10 protein-coding genes and 1 pseudogene are annotated in these 19,974 nt (G+C 71.9%); 7 read left to right on the top strand and 4 right to left on the bottom strand.

Annotation, left to right across the window (positions count from 1 at the left end; all coding sequences use genetic code 11):
• The first annotated feature begins 77 nt into the window (after positions 1-77).
• The 4 genes and pseudogenes from ABD332_RS44055 to ABD332_RS44040 all read left to right on the top strand — a co-directional run.
• On the top strand, positions 78-3,092 hold the full coding sequence (locus ABD332_RS44055) for an FtsX-like permease family protein (RefSeq protein ID WP_344510199.1): 3,015 nt from the start codon (positions 78-80) through the stop codon (positions 3,090-3,092).
• An 11-nt stretch (positions 3,093-3,103) separates the two neighbouring features.
• Entirely contained in the window at positions 3,104-3,976 is an 873-nt protein-coding gene (locus ABD332_RS44050) for an ABC transporter ATP-binding protein (RefSeq protein ID WP_052387520.1), read from the top strand.
• A gap of 4 nt (positions 3,977-3,980) precedes the next feature.
• Positions 3,981-4,862, top strand: a complete 882-nt coding sequence (locus ABD332_RS44045) for a tetratricopeptide repeat protein (protein WP_344510195.1) — start codon at positions 3,981-3,983, stop codon at positions 4,860-4,862.
• Positions 4,863-4,873: 11 nt separating this feature from the next.
• Positions 4,874-5,774 (top strand): annotated as a pseudogene (locus ABD332_RS44040) (arginase family protein); the annotation flags it as partial.
• Between the two features lie 1,190 nt (positions 5,775-6,964).
• Here the strand turns inward: ABD332_RS44040 and ABD332_RS44035 are convergent.
• Positions 6,965-8,833, bottom strand: coding sequence for a penicillin-binding transpeptidase domain-containing protein (locus ABD332_RS44035; RefSeq protein ID WP_344510193.1), 1,869 nt, complete (start codon positions 8,831-8,833; stop codon positions 6,965-6,967).
• 204 nt (positions 8,834-9,037) lie between these two features.
• Here ABD332_RS44035 and ABD332_RS44030 point away from each other — a divergent pair, with 204 nt between their 5' ends.
• Both ABD332_RS44030 and ABD332_RS44025 read left to right on the top strand, forming a co-directional pair.
• Positions 9,038-13,897 (top strand): NAD-glutamate dehydrogenase, encoded by a 4,860-nt coding sequence (locus ABD332_RS44030; protein WP_344510191.1) that lies wholly within the window; start codon positions 9,038-9,040, stop codon positions 13,895-13,897.
• A 127-nt stretch (positions 13,898-14,024) separates the two neighbouring features.
• The gene (locus tag ABD332_RS44025) at positions 14,025-15,002 is read left to right on the top strand and encodes a type IV toxin-antitoxin system AbiEi family antitoxin domain-containing protein (protein ID WP_344510189.1); all 978 of its coding nucleotides are present in this window, start codon (positions 14,025-14,027) and stop codon (positions 15,000-15,002) included.
• Between the two features lie 39 nt (positions 15,003-15,041).
• On the opposite strand, the gene ABD332_RS44020 is transcribed toward ABD332_RS44025, so the two are convergent.
• Positions 15,042-16,493, bottom strand: coding sequence for a glycoside hydrolase family 3 protein (locus tag ABD332_RS44020; RefSeq protein WP_344510187.1), 1,452 nt, complete (start codon positions 16,491-16,493; stop codon positions 15,042-15,044).
• A 175-nt stretch (positions 16,494-16,668) separates the two neighbouring features.
• Here ABD332_RS44020 and ABD332_RS44015 point away from each other — a divergent pair, with 175 nt between their 5' ends.
• Positions 16,669-17,841 carry an ROK family transcriptional regulator gene (locus tag ABD332_RS44015; protein ID WP_344510185.1) on the top strand — a complete coding sequence of 391 codons (1,173 nt, stop codon included), beginning with the start codon at positions 16,669-16,671 and terminating at the stop codon, positions 17,839-17,841.
• A 73-nt stretch (positions 17,842-17,914) separates the two neighbouring features.
• On the opposite strand, the gene ABD332_RS44010 is transcribed toward ABD332_RS44015, so the two are convergent.
• Both ABD332_RS44010 and ABD332_RS44005 read right to left on the bottom strand, forming a co-directional pair.
• Positions 17,915-18,916: an ABC transporter permease subunit gene (locus ABD332_RS44010; RefSeq protein ID WP_344510183.1), complete on the bottom strand. Its 1,002-nt coding sequence runs from the start codon at positions 18,914-18,916 to the stop codon at positions 17,915-17,917.
• Entirely contained in the window at positions 18,913-19,935 is a 1,023-nt protein-coding gene (locus ABD332_RS44005; RefSeq protein WP_344510181.1) for an ATP-binding cassette domain-containing protein, read from the bottom strand. The genes ABD332_RS44010 and ABD332_RS44005 overlap by 4 nt, the downstream gene beginning before the upstream one ends.
• Positions 19,936-19,974: the final 39 nt, after the last annotated feature.

The following is a 19,974-nucleotide window of genomic DNA, read 5'->3' as shown; positions in this document are numbered from 1 at the left end:
GAGCGCAGCGGAGGGTCGCGAACCATGGGCGCAGTGTCTGGATCAGGCCGACGCCGGAGCGAAGCGGAGGTGGCGGCGTGATCGGGCTTGTGCTGTCGATGATCAGGGCACGGCCCGGGCAGGCCGTGACCGCGTTCGTGATGGCCATGTTCGCCATGGCGGCCGCGGTGAGCGCGCCGGTCTACATCACCACCGCCGACCGGGCGGTGGTGGCGAGCGAGGTCGCCGCCGCGCCCGTCAACGAGCTGGTCGTGCAGGCCCGCCGGGAGACGAAGGCCGGTGACCGCGCCTTCGAGGACCTGGCGCCCAAGGTCTTCGTCTTCCCCGGGTTCTCGACCGTGTTCAGCGCCGAGACCAATACGTACGTGACCGGCCCGGTGCCCGGCGTCGAGCCGGTCGCGCCCCGGTTCGTGTACCGCGACGGCACCTGCGAGCACGTGCGGATCGTCGAGGGTCGCTGCTTCATCAGCCCGAGCGAGATCATCCTCAGCAAGCCGACGCTCGACCTGCTCAAGGTCGGCATCGGGACGGTGCTGGACGTCGACTGGTCCACGTTCGACGCCGAGGGCCAGGAATGGGTGCCGTCCGGCAAGCCCACGGCCATGTCGGTCGTCGGCGCGTACGAGCCGGTCGACGTGACCGAGCAGTACTGGGCCGACTTCGGCTACTTCGACAGCCGGGAGTCCGCCCGGCGCGTCACCGCACCGATCTTCGCCAGCCGGCTCTCGCTGGAGTCGATCGAGCGCCTGACCGAGCGTCAGGCCCTCGATGTCGTCATCGACCACGACGCGATCACCGGCGAGAGCCTCGCCGCGGTCAACGGCGCCGTCGAGAGCGGCCGTTCCCAGCTGCAGGGCCTGTCCGGGTCGCCGACGGTCAAGGCGGACCTGCCGCACCTGCTGACCAGGATCGAGCGCGACCGCGGCCTGGTCGCCCAGGTCGTGCCGGTCGCCGCGGTGCCGCTCGTGCTGCTGTGCTGGTTCGTGCTCTTCGTCGCCGTCGCGTCCGCGACCGCCGAACGCCGGCTCGAGCTCGGCCTGATGGCCCTGCGCGGGGTCACCTTCCCGCGCCGCTGGTGGCTCGCCGCCGGCGAGAGCATCGTGCCGATCCTGTTCGGCGCCGCCGCCGGCTTCATCGCCGGCAACTACCTCGTCCGGCTCGCCGCCTGGCTGCTGCTGGGCGCCAGCGGCGACGTGCCGCTGTCCGAGGGAGCCAGCGCGTGGGCGCTGGTCGCCGTCGTCGGCGCCCTGTTCGCGGCGGTGCTCGCCCAGCGGGCGGAGCTGGCCAAGAAGACCATCGACCTGCTGCGCAACGTGCCGAGCCGGCTGTCGCGCTGGGGCGCCCCGGTCTTCGAGGTCGCGGTGGTGGTGCTCGCCGTCGTCGCCGTGCTGCAGCTGCGCGAGGGCGACAACGGCCTGACCGGCTTCGCGACGTTCGGCCCCTCGCTGGTCGTCATCGCGGCGGGCCTGCTCGCCGCCCGCGGCGTGCTGCCCCTCGCCGAGCGCAGCGGCCGGCGCGCCCTGCGCCGCGGCAGGATCGGCCCGACCCTCGCCGCGTACGCGATGGCCCGCCGCCCCGGCAGCCAGCGCATCCTCGCCCTGTTCGTGGTCGCGATCGCCCTGGCCTGCTTCGCGGCGACCGCGGCGACCGCCTCCGACGACAACCGTGACCTGCGGATCAGGGTCGAGCAGGGCGCCGACCGGGTGCTCACCGTCGAGCCCGTCAGCCGCACCGAGCTGCTCACGAAGGTCCGGGCGCTGGACCCGGCCGGCGACTTCGCGATGGCGGCGGCGATGCTGCCGAAGTCGGAGGACTCGGCGGTCCCGCCGGTGCTCGCCGTCGACTCCACCCGCCTCGCCAAGGTCGCGCTGTGGAACGACGCCCATCTCACCGCCGCCGAGGCCGCCGCCGTGCTGCGCCCCGACGTCCCGCGGGAGAGCATCATCCTGGACAACAAGGACGTGAGCCTCGACATCACCGTCGACAAGCTCGCCGACGCGTTCCGGGTCAGGTTCATCCTGGCCGTGGTGCCCCTGGACGGGGGCGCCGCCGGCGCCGTCGACTTCGGTGCGCCGCAGCTGGGGCGCCACACGTACGTCAAGAACCTCCCGATGTGCGTCAACAAGTGCCGCCTCGCCGCGCTGCGCATCGACCAGCCGGAGGACCGCGGCTTCGACGCCACGATCACCCTGCACTCCATGGCCCAGCGCGGCCAGACCGTCACCGACTTCAGCCAGGCCGACGAGTGGCGGGTCCCGGAGACCCCCGGCCCCAAGCTGCTCGTGCCGCAGGTGTCCCTCGCCGACGGCGGGCTGCGCCTGGAGGTGGCCAACTACAAGGGCGCCGACGTCGCCTACCGGCTCATGCCGGCGGATGTGCCGTCGCCGATGCCGGTCGTCATGGCCCGCACCGCGGGCATGGGCGACCACATGGCGACCTTCGACGGGTCCCAGACCGCCGTGCAGGTCGCCGGCGAGGTCGTCCAGGTGCCCCGCCTCGGCTCGCGCGGCGGCATCGTCGACCTCGACTACGCCGAGCGGCTCTCCACCGAGCCCGTCGACACCATCACCCCGCAGGTCTGGCTCAACGCCAACGCCCCGGCCGACGTCCTCGACCGGGTGCAGGCGCAGGGTCTGAAGGTGATGAAGGACCAGCGCATCGGCCCGCTGCGGGACGCCCTCGACGAGCAGGGGCCGGCCGTCGCGCTGCGCTTCCACGAGCTCGCCGCCGGCCTCGCCGTCGTCCTGGCCGGCGGTGCGCTCTGGCTGGTCACCGCCCTGGACCGGCAGCGCCGCCGCGGCGAGCTGCGGGCGCTGCGGGCGCAGGGCGTCGCCCGCCGCGACGCGTCCGCCAACGGCTACCTGACGCTGGTCGGCACCGCGGCGGTCATCGGGCCGTTCGCCGCTCTGGCAAGCTGGCTGCTGGTGCGCGAACATCTTCCGGTGTTCACCGACGACCCCGGCACCTTCCCGGTGCCGATCTGGCCGTCACCACTTCCGGTCGCCGTCGCCTGGGCGGCGGCCGTGCTCATCCTCGCCGGCGTGGCGCTCCTCGCCGGCGCCCGGCTCCGTGCCGCGACCAGACAGCGATAAGGGGACTGCTCATGAACGGGTTGGCGGTGGCCTGCCGGCGGGTCGTGCACATCTACCGGGCCGAGGCGGGCGACGTCGTGGCCCTCGCCGGCGTCGACCTGTCGATCGGGCCGGGGGAGACCCTCGCCCTCGTCGGGCCGTCCGGCTCCGGCAAGTCGACGCTGATCGCGCTGCTCGCCGGGCTCATGCGGCCCTCCGCCGGCAGGGTCAACATCGGCACGTACGACATGGGCAAGCTCTCCGACGGCGAGATCGCCCGCCTCCGCGGCACCGAGATCGGCGTGGTGCTGCAGGGCGCCGCCCGCAACCTGCTGCCCTACGCGACGCTGCACCGCAACATCTGGCTCGCCCAGCGCCGCGCGGCCCGGACCGAGGGCATCAAGCTCGACGACCCGGACCGCATCCTGGACCTCGTCGGCCTGCCCGGCCTCGGCCGCGCCCGCATCGACGAGCTCGCGCCCGGCGCCCGCCAGCGCGCGGCACTCGCCGTCGGCATCGCCGCCGGGCCCGGTCTCCTGCTCGTCGACGAGCCCACCAGCCAGCTCGACACCGCCGGCCGCGACGAGGTCCTCGAGGCCTTGGAGACCGTCAACCAGGAGCGCAACACGACCATCGTCGTCGTCACCCACGACGGTGACGTGGGCACCCGCCTCGGCCGCGCCGTCACCATCCGCGACGGCCGCGTCGGCGCCGAAGGCCGCGACGGGCAGGACTTCGCCGTCGTCGCCGGGGACGGCACCGTCCAGCTGCCGCCGGAGGTCCTCGGCGACTTCCCGCCCGGCACCCTCTTCACCGTGGAGCACATCGACGGCGCCGTCACACTGGTGGCAGGGGGATCCGACCGGTCACTTGCGGCGGACCACTTGGGGCACGTGCAAAACTAGCTCCATGAGCGACCCAAGGCAGACCCAGTCGATCTTCACCCGCGGGGCGGTGGACCTCGGAGCCCTGGCCCGGAGCAATCAGGCCGCGGCGCAGCGATCTGCCCAACCCTCCGCCGCGCCGAGCTCGGCGTTCGTGTTCGACGTCACCGAGGCCAATTTCCAGGACGCCGCCCTGCAGCGTTCGGTCACGACCCCGGTCGTCCTGGACTTCTACGTCGCCGACAGCCAGCCGCACCAGCAGTTCTCCCCGCTGCTGGAGAAGCTCGCCGCCGAAGGTGATGGCACCTGGCTGCTCGGCCGCGTCGACATCGAGGCCAACCCGCGGCTCGCCCAGATGTTCCGCATCCAGGGCATCCCGTTCGTCGTCGCGATCGTCGGTGGGCAGCCCGTCGACGCGTTCAACCAGATGCTGCCCGAGACCCACCTCCGCCAGTGGATCGACGCGGTGCTCAAGGCCGCCGGCATCGAGGTCCAGCGCGGCGACGACCCGCGCCTGCTCGCCGCGGACGACGCCCTCATGGACGGCGACCTCGACGGTGCCGAGGGGGCCTACCGCGCCATCCTCGCCGACACGCCGGCCGACCCGATCGCCGAGTCGGGCCTGGCCCAGGTCGCCCTGCTGCGCCGCACCTCCGGGCTCGACCCGGCGGCGGTCCTGGCGGCGGCGGGTGAGGACATCCCCTCCCAGCTGCTCGCCGCCGACATCGAGGTGCTCACCGGCCAGGCCGACCTGGCCTACAAGCGCCTCATCGACCTTGTCCGCCGCACCCCCGGCGACGACCGCGAGACGGTGCGCAAGCACCTCGTCTCGCTGTTCACCGTCGCGGGGCCCGACGACCCCGCGGTCGCCAAAGCCCGCCGGGCGCTGGCGAGCGCGCTGTTCTGAGCCGGGGCGGGATGCGCCGGATCGCCGTCGTCGACGCACCGAGCAACCTGGGGTTGCGGCCACCGACCGCAACCTCGGTCCCCGGCTGCGCGAAAGCTCCCGGCGCGCTGCGCGACAGCGGCCTGCTGGCCCGGCTGGGCGCCCGCGACGCGGGGTGCATCACCCCCTCGCGGTATGATCCGGCCGGCTGGCAGCCCGGCGACGGCGTCGCGCAGGCCGACGAGATCGCCGTCTTCGTCCGCCGGCTGGCCGACCGGATCGGCGCCATCCTCGCCTCCGGCGACTTCCCGGTCGTCCTCGGCGGCGACTGCTCGATCCTGCTCGGCGCGGGACTGGCGATGCGGCGATACTCGGCCGACCTCGCCGGCCGGATCGGCCTGGTCTACGTCGACGGCCACTCCGACTTCCGCCACGAGGGCAACGCCTCCTACGTCGGCGCCGCCGCGGGTGAGGCGCTCGCCCTGGCGACCGGCCGCGGGCAGAGCAACCTCGCCTCGATCGAGCAGCGCCGGCCGTACTTCCGCGACGTCGACGTCGTCCTGCTGGGCATCCGCACCCACGACGAGTATCGCCTGGATCTGCAGGCCGCGGGGATCGTCGCCCGGGCGGTGCCGGAGCTGCGCTCGCACGGCGCGGCCCGCTCCGCCCAGTGGGCCCGCGACCAGCTGCGCGACTGCGCGGGCTTCTGGGTGCACGTCGACGTCGACGTCCTGGACCCGGCGGTGATGCCGGCCGTCGACGCGCCCGACGTGGGCGGGATCGCCTACCGGGAGCTGGAGATCCTGCTCAGCGGCCTGGTCTCCGACCCACGCTGCGTGGGCGTGCAGGTCACCGTCTTCGACCCGGACTACGACCCCGACGGCCAGTACGCCCGCGAGGTCACCGACGTCCTCGTCGCCGGCCTGGAGCCCCTCGTCACGTCGTCGGCCCTGGCCGCCACCGACCTCACCCCGGTGGTGTCGGCTCCGCCGCTGCACACGGACCTGCTCACCCCGGCACTCCCCACCCCGCCGCCGCCCGCCGCCCCGGAGCCAGACACGGAGCTGGACCAGGAGCCGGACCTGGAGCCAGCGCTGGACCTGGATGTGGACCTGGACCTGGGCCTGGATGTGGACCAGGAGCCGGACCTGGACCAGGAGCCGGACCTGGACCAGGAGCCGGACCAGGATGTCGAGCCGGTCGGCGCCGCGCTGCCCCACGACGTCGCCGAGGACGGGGCGGAGCCGGAGTTCGAGTCCGACGCAGAGCCCGAGCCAGCCAGCGAGCCGGAGCCGGACGTGGAGTTCGGGCCGGAGCTGCAGTTCGAGCCGGAGCCGGACCTGGAGCTCGGGCCGGAAGCCGGGCTCCTCCCCCCGATCAAGTTCATCCACTTGGATGAGAACGGCGAGCCGTCGGATGCCGCGGGGTTGGAGCCGGCCTCCCCGGAGCCCGGCGACACCGCGACGGTCGGGGTCGAGCTGCCGCCCCTCGGCTGGGTGGACGTGCGGACCGGGGCGGTGGTCGACCTGGCCGCGGGCCGGAGGGCCGGGCGTGCGGAGGAGGGGAAGGCCGACGCGCCGTTGCTTCCGGCGTACAGTCGCGGCGCCGTGATCGGGATCACCACCCGCAAGCCGATCGACGTGGATGCCGAGGCGGCGCTCGGCGAGGTGGACGACGACTGGGTGGCCGTCGGCGGTGCGGCCGAGGCGGCGGAGGTCACCGAGGTCACAGAGGTCACAGAGGTCACCGAGGTCGCGGGCGAGCCCGTCGAGCAGCCCGCCGAGGAGCCGGTCGAGCAGGGCGGTGCGCTGCCGTTCGGGCGTCCGGGGCGCAAGGGGCGCCGGGCTCCCCGGCTGGCCCTGACCCTCGCGCCGATCTCCGCGCCGCCCGTGTCGGGGCGGCTCGCCCGGCGCGCCGACCAGCCCGAGGACGCCGCCGCGCCCGCCGGCCATGGCGCCGTCGTGCCGTTCGTGCCGGCGCAGTCCAGGACGCCCGTCGAGGGGCCCGAAGGGCCGCTGACCGATGTGGTGCCTGCAGCTCGTACACCCGAGGAAGAACCGACACCGAAGCAGCATTGACACGACGCGGCCCCACCCGCGGCGGCGAGTGGGGCCGGTCGGTTGTCAGCCGATGGTCTGGAAGAACTTCCCGGCGATCGGGACGGCCGCCGCGGTGCTCGCGCCACCGTTTTCCACGAAGACGCAGAAGGCGATGTCGCCGCGGTACCCCATGAACCACGAGTGCGTGTGGGCGGGGTCGTTGTCGTACTCCGCGGTGCCGGTCTTGCCCCGCAGGTCGCCGGGCAGGTTCTTGAGCTGGTCGGCGGTGCCGACGGTGACGACCTCGCGCATCATCTGCCGCAGCGGGTCCAGCGCGGCCTGGCTGAGCTGCGGGCCGTCCTGTGAGGGGTTCTTCGGCGCGGGGTCGAGCACGAGCTGCGGCTGCTTCCACTGGCCGCGGGCGATCGCGGCGGCCGCGCCGGCCAGGGCGACCGGCGAGGACAGCGTGGTGCCCTGCCCGAACGCGGCCGCGGCCTGCTCGGACTTGGAGCCGTTCGCGGAGACCTTGCCGGTGAAGACGTCGACGCCGAGGTCCCACGGGATGCCGATGCCGACGCTCTGCGCGGTCTGCGCCAGGCCGTCGGGCGCGAGCTGCGGGGCGAGGGACGCGAACGCGGTGTTGCACGACTTCGCGAAGTCGGTCCGCAGCGGCACGTTGCCGAGCTCCATGTCGTGGGAGTTCTTGAACGTGCGGCCGTCGACGGTGAGGGTCTTCGGGCACGGGACCACCGTCTCGCCGGTCGTGCCCTTGTTCAGCACGCCGAGCGCGGTGATCGTCTTGAACGTCGAGCCGGGCGGGGTCTGCCCGACGAGCGCGAAGTTGTTGCCGGCCGCGCCGGGTCCGTTGGCGACCGCGACGATCGAGTTGTCGCTGATGCGGATCGCGACGAGGGCGGACCGGCGGGTGTCGAGGGCGAGGGCCGCCTCGGCCGCGTTCTGCATGTTGACGTCGAGGGTGATCTTGATCGCCGCCCCGGGCGCCGCTTCGGTGGTGAAGAGCTTCTTGTCCGGGGTGCCGGTCGGCATCGGGACGATGACGGAGACGCCGGGCTTGCCCTGCAGCGCCGTGTCGTACTTCTGTTGGATCCCGGACAGTCCGACGACGTCGCCGACTTTGTACTTGCCCGGGTTCTTGTCCATGATCTCCTTGGTCACCTCGCCGGACGTGCCGATCAGCGCGCGGGCGAACTGCGCCGAGGGCCCCAGGGTCTGCGTCGAGTTGCGGGTGACGATGCCCGGCGTCGAGTTGAGCTTGTTGGAGATCGTGTCGTAGATCTCCTTGCGCAGCGTCACGACCTCGACGAACGCGTCGGGCTTGGCGTTCTTCACCTTGTTGGGCAGGGTCGACAGGTCGACCTGCACCTTGGCCGCGGCGAACGCGTCGGTGAGGTTCTTCGTCACGATGTTGATATCGGTGACGGAGCGTGGCTGGACACCGATGATGACCACGGGCTTGCTGCTCACGATCGGCTGGCCGGAGCCGTCGAGGATGCTGCCGCGCGGACCGGCCGACTTCTTCACGGTGAGCTTGTCGGTGGGCTCCAGCTCCGGGTTGATGGTCTTGGCGCCCCAGACCACGGTCCACTGCTTGTCGACGCGCTTGGCCTGGACGGTGGTGTCGTACTCCCACGTCGACTCGGCGACCGGCCACTTCACCGTCACGACGGCGCTGGCCTCATCCTTCTTGACCGCGGGCGCACCCTTGATCGTCAGCTTGGGCGGGGTGGCGGCGAGGTCGCCGGCGACGGTGGTCCACAGCTTCTGCGCCGCGTCACCGCTGAGCGCTTTGCCGTCCGTGCCCACGAACTTCATCCCGGCGATGTTGCCCTTCTCCCACGCCGCGAGGAACGTCTTCAGCGCGTCGTCCGGCGGCTTGCTGGAGCAGGCGGGCAGGGCGCCGAGCATCGCCAGCCCGGCGAGGAGGGCGATCATGCGACGAAATGAAACGGCCATGGGGGCGATTCTGCGTCATGAAAGCCACGATCCGCACGCCCCAAGATCGGAAAAGTTGGACAATTGGTATGGGGCGTACTGGTCGATCGGCTAACCGACGCTGGGCCGATCAGAATTGTCGGGGGTACGTCTTAGGCTGTGCGGGACAACCCACAGCGTCGTGGGTGAGGGGAGAACAGACCGATGAACCGGCCCACGGCAACGGTGCGCACTGCGGTCGCCGAGCCAACGATCGAAGACGACGAGTTAGAGCAGCCAGTGCCCAACGCTGAGCACCTCGTCGCCGAGGCGGTGGTCCTCGCGGCAGCGCAGGACACCGATCCCACACTCGTCGCGCACTACTGGCGACTCGTCCCCGACGAGGAGCTGGCCAGCTGCCAGGTGGCGAAGATGGTGGCGGCCACCCGGTCGCACCTCGAGCTCGCCCAGCAGCGGGTGCCCGGCGAGCTGAAGCTCCGCATTGGGCTCAGTGTGACCGGCGGCACATCGCTGGAGATCGTGACCGACGACATGCCGTTCCTGGTCGACTCCGTCACCAGCGCGCTGTCGGCCCGCAACCTCGACGTCAACCTGCTCGTCCACCCGCTCGTCGTGGTGCGCCGCCAGCCGCTGGGCGCCCTGGAGGAGATCCGGGGCGGGGTGGAGCCCGAGGACGCCGCCCCCGGCGACATCGTCGAGAGCTGGATCCGCATCGAGATCGACCGCATCCGCGACGAGCAAGACCTCGAGATCGTGCGCACAGACCTGGCCCGCGTGCTCAACGACGTGCGCGAAGCGGTCGAGGACTGGCCGAAGATGCGCACCCAGGCGCTCACGCTCGCCGACGAGCTCGGCAGCGCGCAGCTGCCGGTGCCCGACAAGGACATCACCGACTCGGTGGAGCTGCTGCGCTGGCTCGCCGACGACCACTTCACGTTCCTGGGCTTCCGGCAGTACAAGCTGGTGAAGGGCGAGCACGGGGAGGACCTGCTGCAGGCCGTCCTCGGCTCCGGCCTGGGCATCCTGCGCGCCGACCAGCCGCACCCGCGGGTGCTGAGCTCCATGACCGCCGAGGCCTACGCCAAGGCCCTGGAGAAGCGCCTGCTGATCATCACCAAGGCCAACTCCAGGGCGACCGTGCACCGCTCGGCGTATCTGGACTACGTCGGCTTCAAGCTCTTCGACGCCGACGGCAACGTGACCGGCGAGAAGCGCTTCCTGGGGCTGTTCTCCTCGGCGGCGTACCGCACCAGCGTGCAGGACCTGCCGGTGGTCAAGCGCAAGGTCGCCGAGGTGGTGGAGCGCTCGGGCCTCTCGCCGCGCTCCCACTCCGGCAAGGACCTCATGGAGACGCTGGAGACCTACCCGCGCGACGAGCTCTTCCAGATCACCACCGATGAGCTCTACCGCTCCGCGATGAGCGTGCTGCGCCTCGCCGGCCGGCGGCAGCTGCGGCTGTTCCTGCGCCGCGACGCCTACGGCCGGTTCATCTCCTGCCTGGTCTACCTGCCCCGGGACCGGTTCACCACCGCCAACCGGCTGCGCATCCAGCAGATCCTGCTCGCCGAGCTCAACGGCATCGGCGTCGACTACGCCACCCGGGTCGGCGAGTCGAAGTTCGCGCGGGTCCACTTCATCGTGCGCACCGAGCCCGGCAACCCGCCCGGCGACATCGACGTCGACGACCTGACCGAGCGGCTGTCGGAGGCGACCCGCCTGTGGGACGACGACTTCCGGCTCGTGCTGGAGCGCAAGCTCGACGACGAGCATCAGGCGAAGGAGCTCTACCAGCGCTATGGCACGGCGATCTCGGAGACCTACAAGGACGAGCACACGCCGTTTGAGGCGGTGAAGGACGTCGCGAAGCTGGAGCTGCTCGACGAGCCGGGCCAGCTCGTCATGCACGTCTACCGGCGCCGCCAGGACGAGAGCGACATCCGGTTCAAGGTGTACCGCTACGGCGAGCCCATGATCCTGTCCGCCGTCCTGCCGGTGCTGCACTCCCTCGGCGTGCGGGTCACCGACGAGCGGCCCTACGAGGTCGTCCGCTCCGACGGCACCATCTACCTCTACGACTTCGGCCTGCAGCTGCCCGCCGACTCGCGGGCGATCGCCGAGGTGCGGCCCCACCTGGAGAACGCGTTCTCCGCCACCTGGCGCGGCGAGGCCGAGGTCGACAACTTCAACACCCTCGTCATCAAGGCCGGCCTCACCTGGCGCGAGGTCGTCGTCCTCCGCGCCTACGCCAAGTACCTGCGCCAGGCCGGCACGGTCTTCTCGCAGGACTACATGGAGACCACGCTGCTGCAGTACCCGGCGATCGCCTCCAAGCTGGTGGCGCTCTTCGCGGCCCGCTTCGACCCGCGGCTGCAGCTTTCGGAGGAGAGCCGCGCCGTGCAGTCCAAGGAGCTGGTCTCGGCGATCCACGCCGACCTCGACGAGGTGACCAGCCTCGACCAGGACCGCATCCTGCGCTCGCTCCTGACCCTGATCCAGGCGACGCTGCGCACGTCGTTCTTCCAGCGCGGCGAGGCGGGCCGGCCGAAGTCCTACACAGCGTTCAAGCTCGACCCGCAGTCGATCCCCGACCTGCCGGCGCCCCGGCCGAAGTTCGAGATCTTCGTCTACTCGCCCAGGTTCGAGGGTGTGCACCTGCGCTTCGGCTCGGTCGCCCGCGGTGGCCTGCGCTGGTCCGACCGGCGCGAGGACTTCCGCACCGAGATCCTCGGCCTGGTCAAGGCCCAGATGGTGAAGAACGCGGTCATCGTGCCGACCGGCGCCAAGGGCGGCTTCGTCCTGAAGCAGAACCCGGGCGACCGCGACGAGGCCGTCGCCTGCTACCAGCTGTTCATCTCCGCCCTGCTCGACGTCACCGACAACCTCGACGGCGGCAAGGTCGTGGCCCCGGCCGACGTGGTCCGCCACGACCCCGACGACCCGTATCTCGTGGTCGCCGCGGACAAGGGCACCGCGACGTTCTCCGACATCGCCAACGAGATCTCGGTGAAGTACGGGTTCTGGCTCGGCGACGCGTTCGCCTCCGGCGGCTCCGCCGGCTATGACCACAAGAAGATGGGCATCACCGCCCGGGGCGCCTGGGAGTCGGTCAAGCGGCACTTCCGCGAGCTCGGCGTCGACACCCAGACCACCGACTTCACGGTCGTCGGCGTCGGCGACATGTCCGGCGATGTCTTCGGCAACGGGATGCTGCTGTCCCGGCACATCCGGCTCATGGCCGCGTTCGACCACCGGCACATCTTCATCGACCCCACGCCCGACGCCGCGACGTCGTTCGCGGAGCGGCAGCGGCTGTTCGAACTGCCCCGCTCGTCCTGGGGCGACTACGACAAGTCGATCATCTCCGCCGGCGGCGGGGTCTACCCGCGCACCGCGAAGTCGATCCAGCTCACCGCGGAGGCGAAGGAGGCGCTGGGCATCCCGCCATCGCTGACCTCCATGACGCCCAACGAGCTGATGCACGCCATCCTCGCCGCCCCCGTCGACCTGTTCTGGAACGGTGGGATCGGCACCTACGTCAAGGCCACCGGCGAGTCGCACGCCGACGTCGGTGACAAGGCCAACGACTACCTGCGGGTCAACGGCCGGGAGCTGCGGGTCAAGGTCGTCGGCGAGGGCGGCAACCTCGGCCTGACCCAGCGGGGCAGGATCGAGTTCGCGCTCGGCGGCGGCAGCATCGCCACCGACTTCATCGACAACTCCGCCGGCGTCGACTGCTCCGACCACGAGGTCAACATCAAGATCCTGCTCGACCGCGCGGTCGCCGCCGGCGAGCTCGACAAGGCCGAGCGCAACCCGCTGCTGGCCCAGATGACCGACGAGGTCGGCGAGCTGGTCCTGCGCGACAACTACGACCAGGCCACCGCGCTGGGCAACGCCCGCGCCCAGTCCCGGTCGCTGCTGCCGGTCCACAAGCGGCTCATCGCCGACCTGGAGCGCCGCGGCCAGCTCGACCGGGCCCTGGAAGGGCTGCCGACCGACGAGGAGCTCGACTCCAGGGCGGCGCTCGGCGTCGGCCTGACCTCACCCGAGTTCGCCGTCATGCTCTCGTACGTGAAGATCGTGCTCGAGCACGAGATCCTCGACTCCGGGCTGCCCGACGAGGAGTGGACCAACGAGGTGCTCGTCGGCTACTTCCCGACCGCGCTCCGCGAGCGCTTCGTCGAGTCGATGGCGGAGCACCCGCTGCGCCGCGAGATCGTCACCACCGCCGTCGTCAACGAGGCGGTCAACCGCGGCGGGACGTCCTTCTTCCACCGCGCCTCGGAGGAGACCGGCGCCGGCTCGGCCGACGTGCTGCGGGCCTCCGTCGTGATCCGCGAGGTGTATGGGCTGAACGCCCTGCGCGCCGCCGTCGAGGACCTCGACAACCAGATCCCGACCGAGTCGCAGACCGAGGTCTATCTGGAGATCCGCCGGCTGCTCGACCGCGCCGTGCGCTGGCTGGTCTCCAACCGGCGCCTGCCGATCGACGTGCCCGGCGAGATCGCCCGGCTGCGGCCCGGCATCTCGCGCCTGCTCGGCGAGCTCGACACCCTCTTCCGGGGGCGCGAGCGCGACGTCCTGACGGCCAACACTGCCCGGCTGCGCGACCTCGGCGTGCCCGAGAAGCTGGCCGAGCAGACCACCCGCATCATGTATGGGTTCGGCCTGCTCGACATCGTGGAGGTCGCCTCGCAGACCGGCCGCGAGGTCAACGAGGTCGCGACGGTCTACTACGTGCTCTCCGAGCGCTTCCGCATCGACAACCTGCTGTCGAAGATCTCCAACCTGCCGCGCGAGGACCGCTGGCAGACCCTGGCCCGCATGGCGCTGCGCTATGACCTGTACGCGGCGCTGGCGGCCCTGACCGCGGAGGTCCTCAACGGCACCGCCCCCTCCGACGACGCGGAGGCCCGGGTCGACGAGTGGGAGCAGAGCAACGCGACGTCGATCGCCCGCACCCGCAACGCCATCGGCGAGTTCGCCGAGTCCCCTGGCGACCTCGCCGCCCTCTCCGTCCTCCTCCGCCAGATCCGCACCCTGGTCCGCGCCTCCGCCGCCTGACCCGCCTCATGATCCGGAAGACTTCGTGCAGTCATAGGTGCACAAGGTCTTCCGGATCACGGGGGAGGTTATCCACAGGCTGGAGGTCGACCTTCCTCGTCTGGCCGGAGCTGGACAGGCTGGGCGGATGCTTGATGAGCTCCTGGAGTCGCAGAGCGGGGTGGTGACCCGGCAGCAGGCCCGCTCGGCGGGAGTCAGCCTGGGCGCGATCCGCTCGCACGTCGCGGCGGGGCGCTGGGTCCCGATGTTCGACGGGATCTTTCGGACGTACACCGGCGAGCCGAGCCGACACACGGTGCTCTGGGCCGTGCTGCTGCGGGCAGGGCCGGGCGCGGCGCTGAGCCATGACACCGCAGCCGAACTGGTCGGGCTCGTCGACCGCCCCTCCGACCATGTCCATGTCACGATCCCGGGCAACCGGCGGATCCGGCCGTTGGCGGGTGTCGTGGTGCATCACCGGGCCCGGCTCGCCGACACGGTCCAGCCGGGTCCGGCCCTCCGGCGCACCCGTGTCGAGGACACCGTGCTCGACCTCGCTGAGCTGGAGCGACGCCTCGCGACGGCGATCGGCTGGCTCACCACGGCGTGCGGCCGCGGCCTGACCACGCCGGACCGGCTGGCGGCCGCGCTGCGCCGTCGCAAGAAGATGCGCTGGCGCCGGCTGCTGGAGGCCACGGTCGACGACGCCGCCGTCGGTGCGCGCTCCGTACTGGAGCTGCGGTATCTGAAAGACGTGGAGCGCGGGCACCGTCTGCCCACCGGTCGCAGGCAGGCCCGTCGCCGGGAGTCCGGCGCGACGCAGTACCGGGACGTCGAGTACCGGGCATTCGCCACGGTCGTCGAACTCGACGGCCGGGCCTATCACCCTGAGGAGCACCGCCGGCGCGACCAGCGGCGGGACAACGCGACGGCCTCAGCCGGGCAACGGACCCTCCGCTACGGCTGGGCGGACGTGGTGGCACCGTGCGCGACCGCGGTCCAGGTGGCCCGGGCGCTCAAGGCCGGCGGCTGGCACGGCAGGCTCCAGCCGTGCCGTCGCCCCGACTGCCCGGTCCGCCGCTCGGTCCGCCGCCGCACTCCCCATGATCCGGAAGACTTTGTGTAGTCATAGGTACACAAGGTCTTCCGGATCATGGGGGGAGGGTTAGGCGGCGAGGCCCAGGGTTTCGGCGGCGGCGCGGCCGTTGGCGTGGCTGGCGCCCCAGGTGGTGATGAAGGCGCGGGCGTGCGCTGGGCGCCAGGAGGACGGCCAGCCCATCTCGACGACGGTGACGGGGTGGGCGGCGGCCAGGGTGTCGACCAGGGTGCGGGCACCCGGCAGGCGGTGGACGTTGCGGCCCACGACGACGATCGGGCGGGCGCCGGCCCTGGCGCGCAGCTCCTCGGGGGCGGTCTGCTCGGCCACGACGCGGATCTGCTCGGTGCCGTTGACGTGCGGGCCGAGGCCCCACGGAACGCGGCCCGCGGCGATCGACGACTCCGACTCCAGCTGGACGATCAGCGGGGCGTCGGAGCGGTCCACGGAGCCCTCGATGCGGACGGCGCTGAGCGCCGCCGGGTACCCGAGGCCGGGCTCCTCCCGGTCGGTCCGGTCGCCCTGGCGGGTCCAGTCGGACAGGGCCTGGACCCGGGCGACGGCCTCCTCCAGGCGGGCCAGGGGCAGGCGGCCGTCCTGGACGGCGGTGACGATCTCGTCGACGCAGGCGAGGGTCAGCTTCTCGTCGACCTCGGCGCCGATGCAGAGCAGGTCGGCGCCGGCGGCGAGGGCGAGGACGGCGCCCGCCTGGGTGCTGCCGGCAAACCGGGCGGCGCCGAGCATCTCCAGGGCGTCGGTGACGACGACGCCGGTGAAGCCGAGCTCGGTGCGCAGCAGGTCGACGAGGACGGCGCGGCTGAAGGTGGCCGGGGCGTCGCCGGTGAGGGCGGGCACGCGGATGTGCGCGCTCATGATCGACTTGGCGCCGGCCTCGACGGCGGCGACGAACGGGGGCAGCTCGCGGCCGCGCAGCTCGTCGAGGGTGATGTCGACGGTCGGCAGCTCGAGGTGCGAGTCGGCGAGGGTGGCGCCGTGGCCCGGGAAGTGCTTGGCGCAGGCGGCGACGCGGGCGCTCTGCAGGCCCAGCACGGCGGCGGCGGTGTGCGCCGCGACCAGGTGCGGGTCGGCGCCGAAGCTGCGGGTGCCGATGATCGGGTTGTCGTCGGCGGTGTTGACGTCGACGGTGGGCGCCAGGTTCAGGTTGAGGCCCAGCTGGTCGAGCTCGGCGCCGATGGTGCGGTACACGCGGCGGGTGATCGCCGGGTCGCCCAGCGCGCCGAGTGCGGCGTTGCCCGGGTACGGGCTGCCGAGCCGGTGCGCCAAGCGGGTGACGTCGCCGCCCTCCTCGTCGATCGCGATGAGCACGCCGTCGCGGGCCGCGTGCAGCTGGGCGGTCAGCGCGGCGACCTGGTCGCGGTCGACGATGTTGTAACCGAACAGCAGGTGGCCGGCCATGCCCTCGCCGAGCAGGTCGACGGCCCAGGCCGGGGCCTGTGCGCCCGGGAACGCGCCGAGCAGCGTGCCCAGCGCCAGCCTGCGGAGTCCTGGATCGTTCGCCACGGTGTTCCCCCTCAACGCGAACCAGTGCGAGACTGATGCGCTTTCCACGATCGTAGGAGCATCTTGACCAGATGTGCGTAGGCCGTGCGGGTGGTGTGACCGTACGCTTTCCGGTATAGGTTGCCCGAGGCAATCTAATAGGAAAGTTTCTTAAATACTAGGGGTGTTCGTCACCATGAGTTCTGCTCGCCTTCCAGGCACCCCGAGGTTGCTGCGCGCGCTCAACGACCGCGCCGCCCTCGAGCTGCTGCTGAGCAAGGGACCACTGACCCGCGCGCAGCTCGGGGAGCTGACCGGGCTGTCCAAGGTCACCGCATCGCAGCTGGTGGAGCGGCTGGAGGAGCGCGGCCTGGTGGCGCGCGTCGGCGAGCAGGCGGGCGGCCGCGGGCCGAACGCCCAGATGTACGCCGTGGTGCCCTCGACCGCGTACGTCGTCGGCGTCGAGGCCGGCCCGCAGCACGTGGTCGCCGGCGTGGCGGACATCACGGGCAAAATCGTCGGGCGGACCGACGTCTCCATCGGCGAGGGGGACGACCCGGTCAAGGTCGTCCACGCCGCCGTGGTCGAGGCGGCCGCCGAGGCCGGTGCGCCGATCGAGCGCATCCGCCGCATCGTGCTCGGCACGCCCGGCCTGGTCGACCCGAAGAGCGGCGAGATCACGTTTGCGTGGGACCTGCCGCGCTGGCACCGGGGGCTGCTCACGGCCCTGCGGGAGGACCTCGGCCGGCCCGTCGCGTTCGAGAACGACGTGAACCTCGCCGCCATCGCCGAGCAGCACAGCGGTGCCGCGATCGGGGCGAAGGACTTCGTGCTGGTCTGGCTGGACCGCGGCGTCGGCACCGCCGTCGTGCTCGGCGGGCGGCTGCACCGCGGCAGCGTCGGCGCGGCCGGCGAGATCGGCTACCTGCCCGTGTCGGGCACACAGGTCAGCCGCGACGCGACCCGCCGGGCGAAGAGCGGCTTCCGCATGCTCACCGACGCGGCGGCGGTCAAGACGGTCGCCAAGTCCCACGGGTTCAAGGCCGCCGGTGCGGGCGACGCCATCAGAGCCGCGATCGCCGCCGGTACCGACGGCAGCCCCTTCCTCGACGAGCTGGCCCGCCGGATCTCCCTCGGGGTGGCCTCGGTGGGGCTGGTGCTCGACCCTGAGCTGGTCGTCCTCGCCGGCGAGATCGGCCAGGCGGGCGGCGCGGACCTCGCGCAGCGGGTGCAGCACGAGGTCGCCGCGATCGCCGTGGTGTCGCCGCGGGTGGTCGCCACCGAGGTGTCCAGCGAGCCGGTCCTCAACGGCGCCATCCTGACCGGCCTCGACGCGGTCCGCGAAGAGGTCTTCGGCGACACGGCCTGACCGCCCTCGACGCGGTCTTCGGCGACGCCGCCTGATCGCCGGCCGGCGCCTCGGTCGGCGTCGCGCCGGCGCCTCAGTTGGTGTCGCGCCGGCGCATCGAGGCGAAGGCGCCGGCCAGCACGACCGCCACGACCGCGCCGATCACCAGGCCGCCCTGCTGCCAGCTGCCCCAGAAGGTGTCCTGCGGCACCACGCAGCCGGACTCGGTGCAGTACCCCGACGTGCCCTGGAACGTGTAGGACTTGTTCAGCCAGGCGGAGACGTAGCTGGAGAGGCGGTACTTCTCGGAGTGGTCGGTGCCGCCGATCAACCCGAAGATGATGATCGCTCCGAGCTCGTAGATCAGCAGGTACGCGATGCCGACGCCGAGCGCCGCGGACGTGTGCCGCCCGATGGAGGCGATCGCGAAGCCGAGCGCCGTGCCGGCCATCGTCAGCAGGATCACCCGCAGGGCCGTGATCAGCAGCGACGACCAGTCCGCCAGGCCCATGGTGCTGACGGTGTCGTTCGTGGCGGCCACGGCGACGAACGCGCCCGTCCAGACCGCGAGGTACACCACCGCCACCAGCGCCATGCCGGCACAGGCCGCGATCAGCTTGCTGCCCAGGACGGCGCCGCGGCGGGGGGCCCAGAGCAGCAGGTTGAGCATGCCGCCGGAGCTCCACTCGACGCCCACGAACGACGCGCCGAGCACGAAGCCGGCCACCGTCAGCACGATCGCCGCGGTCGTGAACAGCTCCGGCCACTGGCGGGCGAACGAGAAGCCGTAGTCGAGCATCGAGTCGGCGGTGGGGCGGGGGCCGTAGTCGCAGTTACGCGGGAACTTCATGCCGGCCGGGCCGGTGCGCACGCCGCTCTGCACGTCCTCGCACAGCGCGACGTTCTCGTCGTAGATCGCCGCGGCGGACGCGGCGCGCTCGGTGGCGGTGCGGTACTCCTCGCTGGACGGGTTGCTGCGGGTCAGCGAGAACCCGAACGTCAGGAAGGCGAGCAGGCCGGCGATGAGCACGAGAGTCACCAGCGTGACCCGGCGGCTGAACAGTCGGGTCCACTCGGCCCGCAGCAGCTGGTTCATGCGGGCCGTCCGTTCTCGATGATCTGACCGTTGTCGTTTTGCGGGTGTTGTACGGGTATGTCCTGCTCAGGCCAGTCGGAGTTGTCGACGGGGCGGAACTGCCCGCGCCGGGGCCCGCCCCCGGTGAGCTGCAGGAACGCGTCCTCCAGCTGCTGGACCGGGGCGAGCTCGCGGACCCACAGGTCGTTGACGCCCAGGGCCCGCGAGACCCAGGCCGGGTCGGCGAGGTCGTGCACGATGATCTGGTCGCCGGACAGCGTGACCTGCGCGCCGGCGTCGGCGAGCACCTGCGCGGCCCGCTCGGTGTCGTCGACGCGGACCCGGTACGTGCCGCGGTCGTTGGCGGCGAGCACCTCCGACACCGGCCCGGCCGCGACCCGCCGGCCGCGGGAGATGATCGTGACCGAGTCGCAGATCTGCTGGATCTCGGCGAGGATGTGGCTGGAGATCACCACGGTCGTGCCGCGGTCCGCCTGCTCGCGGAGCAGGTCGCGCATCTCCCGGATGCCGGCCGGGTCGAGGCCGTTGTTCGGCTCGTCGAGGATCAGCAGCTCGGGGTCCTTCAGCAGGGCGGAGGCCACCGCGAGGCGCTGCCGCATGCCGAGGGAGTAGGACTTGACCTGGTCCTCGGCACGGTTGGCGAGACCGACCTGGTCCAGCACCACGTCGACGCGCTGCTTCGGTACGCCACCCGCCTTCGCCAACACGCTCAGCGTCTTGTGGCCGGTGAAGTTGCCGAAGAAGGCCGGCGCCTCGACGATCGCGCCGACCCGCGACACGACCTGCGGCAGTGCCCTCGGCACCGGCTGGCCGAGGATGCGCATGTGACCGGACTCGGCGCGCAGCAGCCCGAGCAGCGTCTTGAGCGTGGTGCTCTTGCCAGATCCGTTGGGTCCGAGGAACCCGTGGATCTGGCCCTGGTGGACCTCCATGTCGAGGTGGTCCAGTGCGACGCGCGGCTTGCCGAACAGTGTCTGGTAGGTCTTCACCAGACCGGCGATTTCCAGTACGGCACTCATCCCCGCGCACGATACGGCTTTTGCCCTGAGCGTGGGGGG

The sequence above is a fragment of the Dactylosporangium maewongense genome, from assembly GCF_039531485.1.
Taxonomy (GTDB): Bacteria; Actinomycetota; Actinomycetes; order Mycobacteriales; family Micromonosporaceae; genus Dactylosporangium; species Dactylosporangium maewongense.
This window is presented reverse-complemented; position numbering and strand designations above follow the sequence as displayed.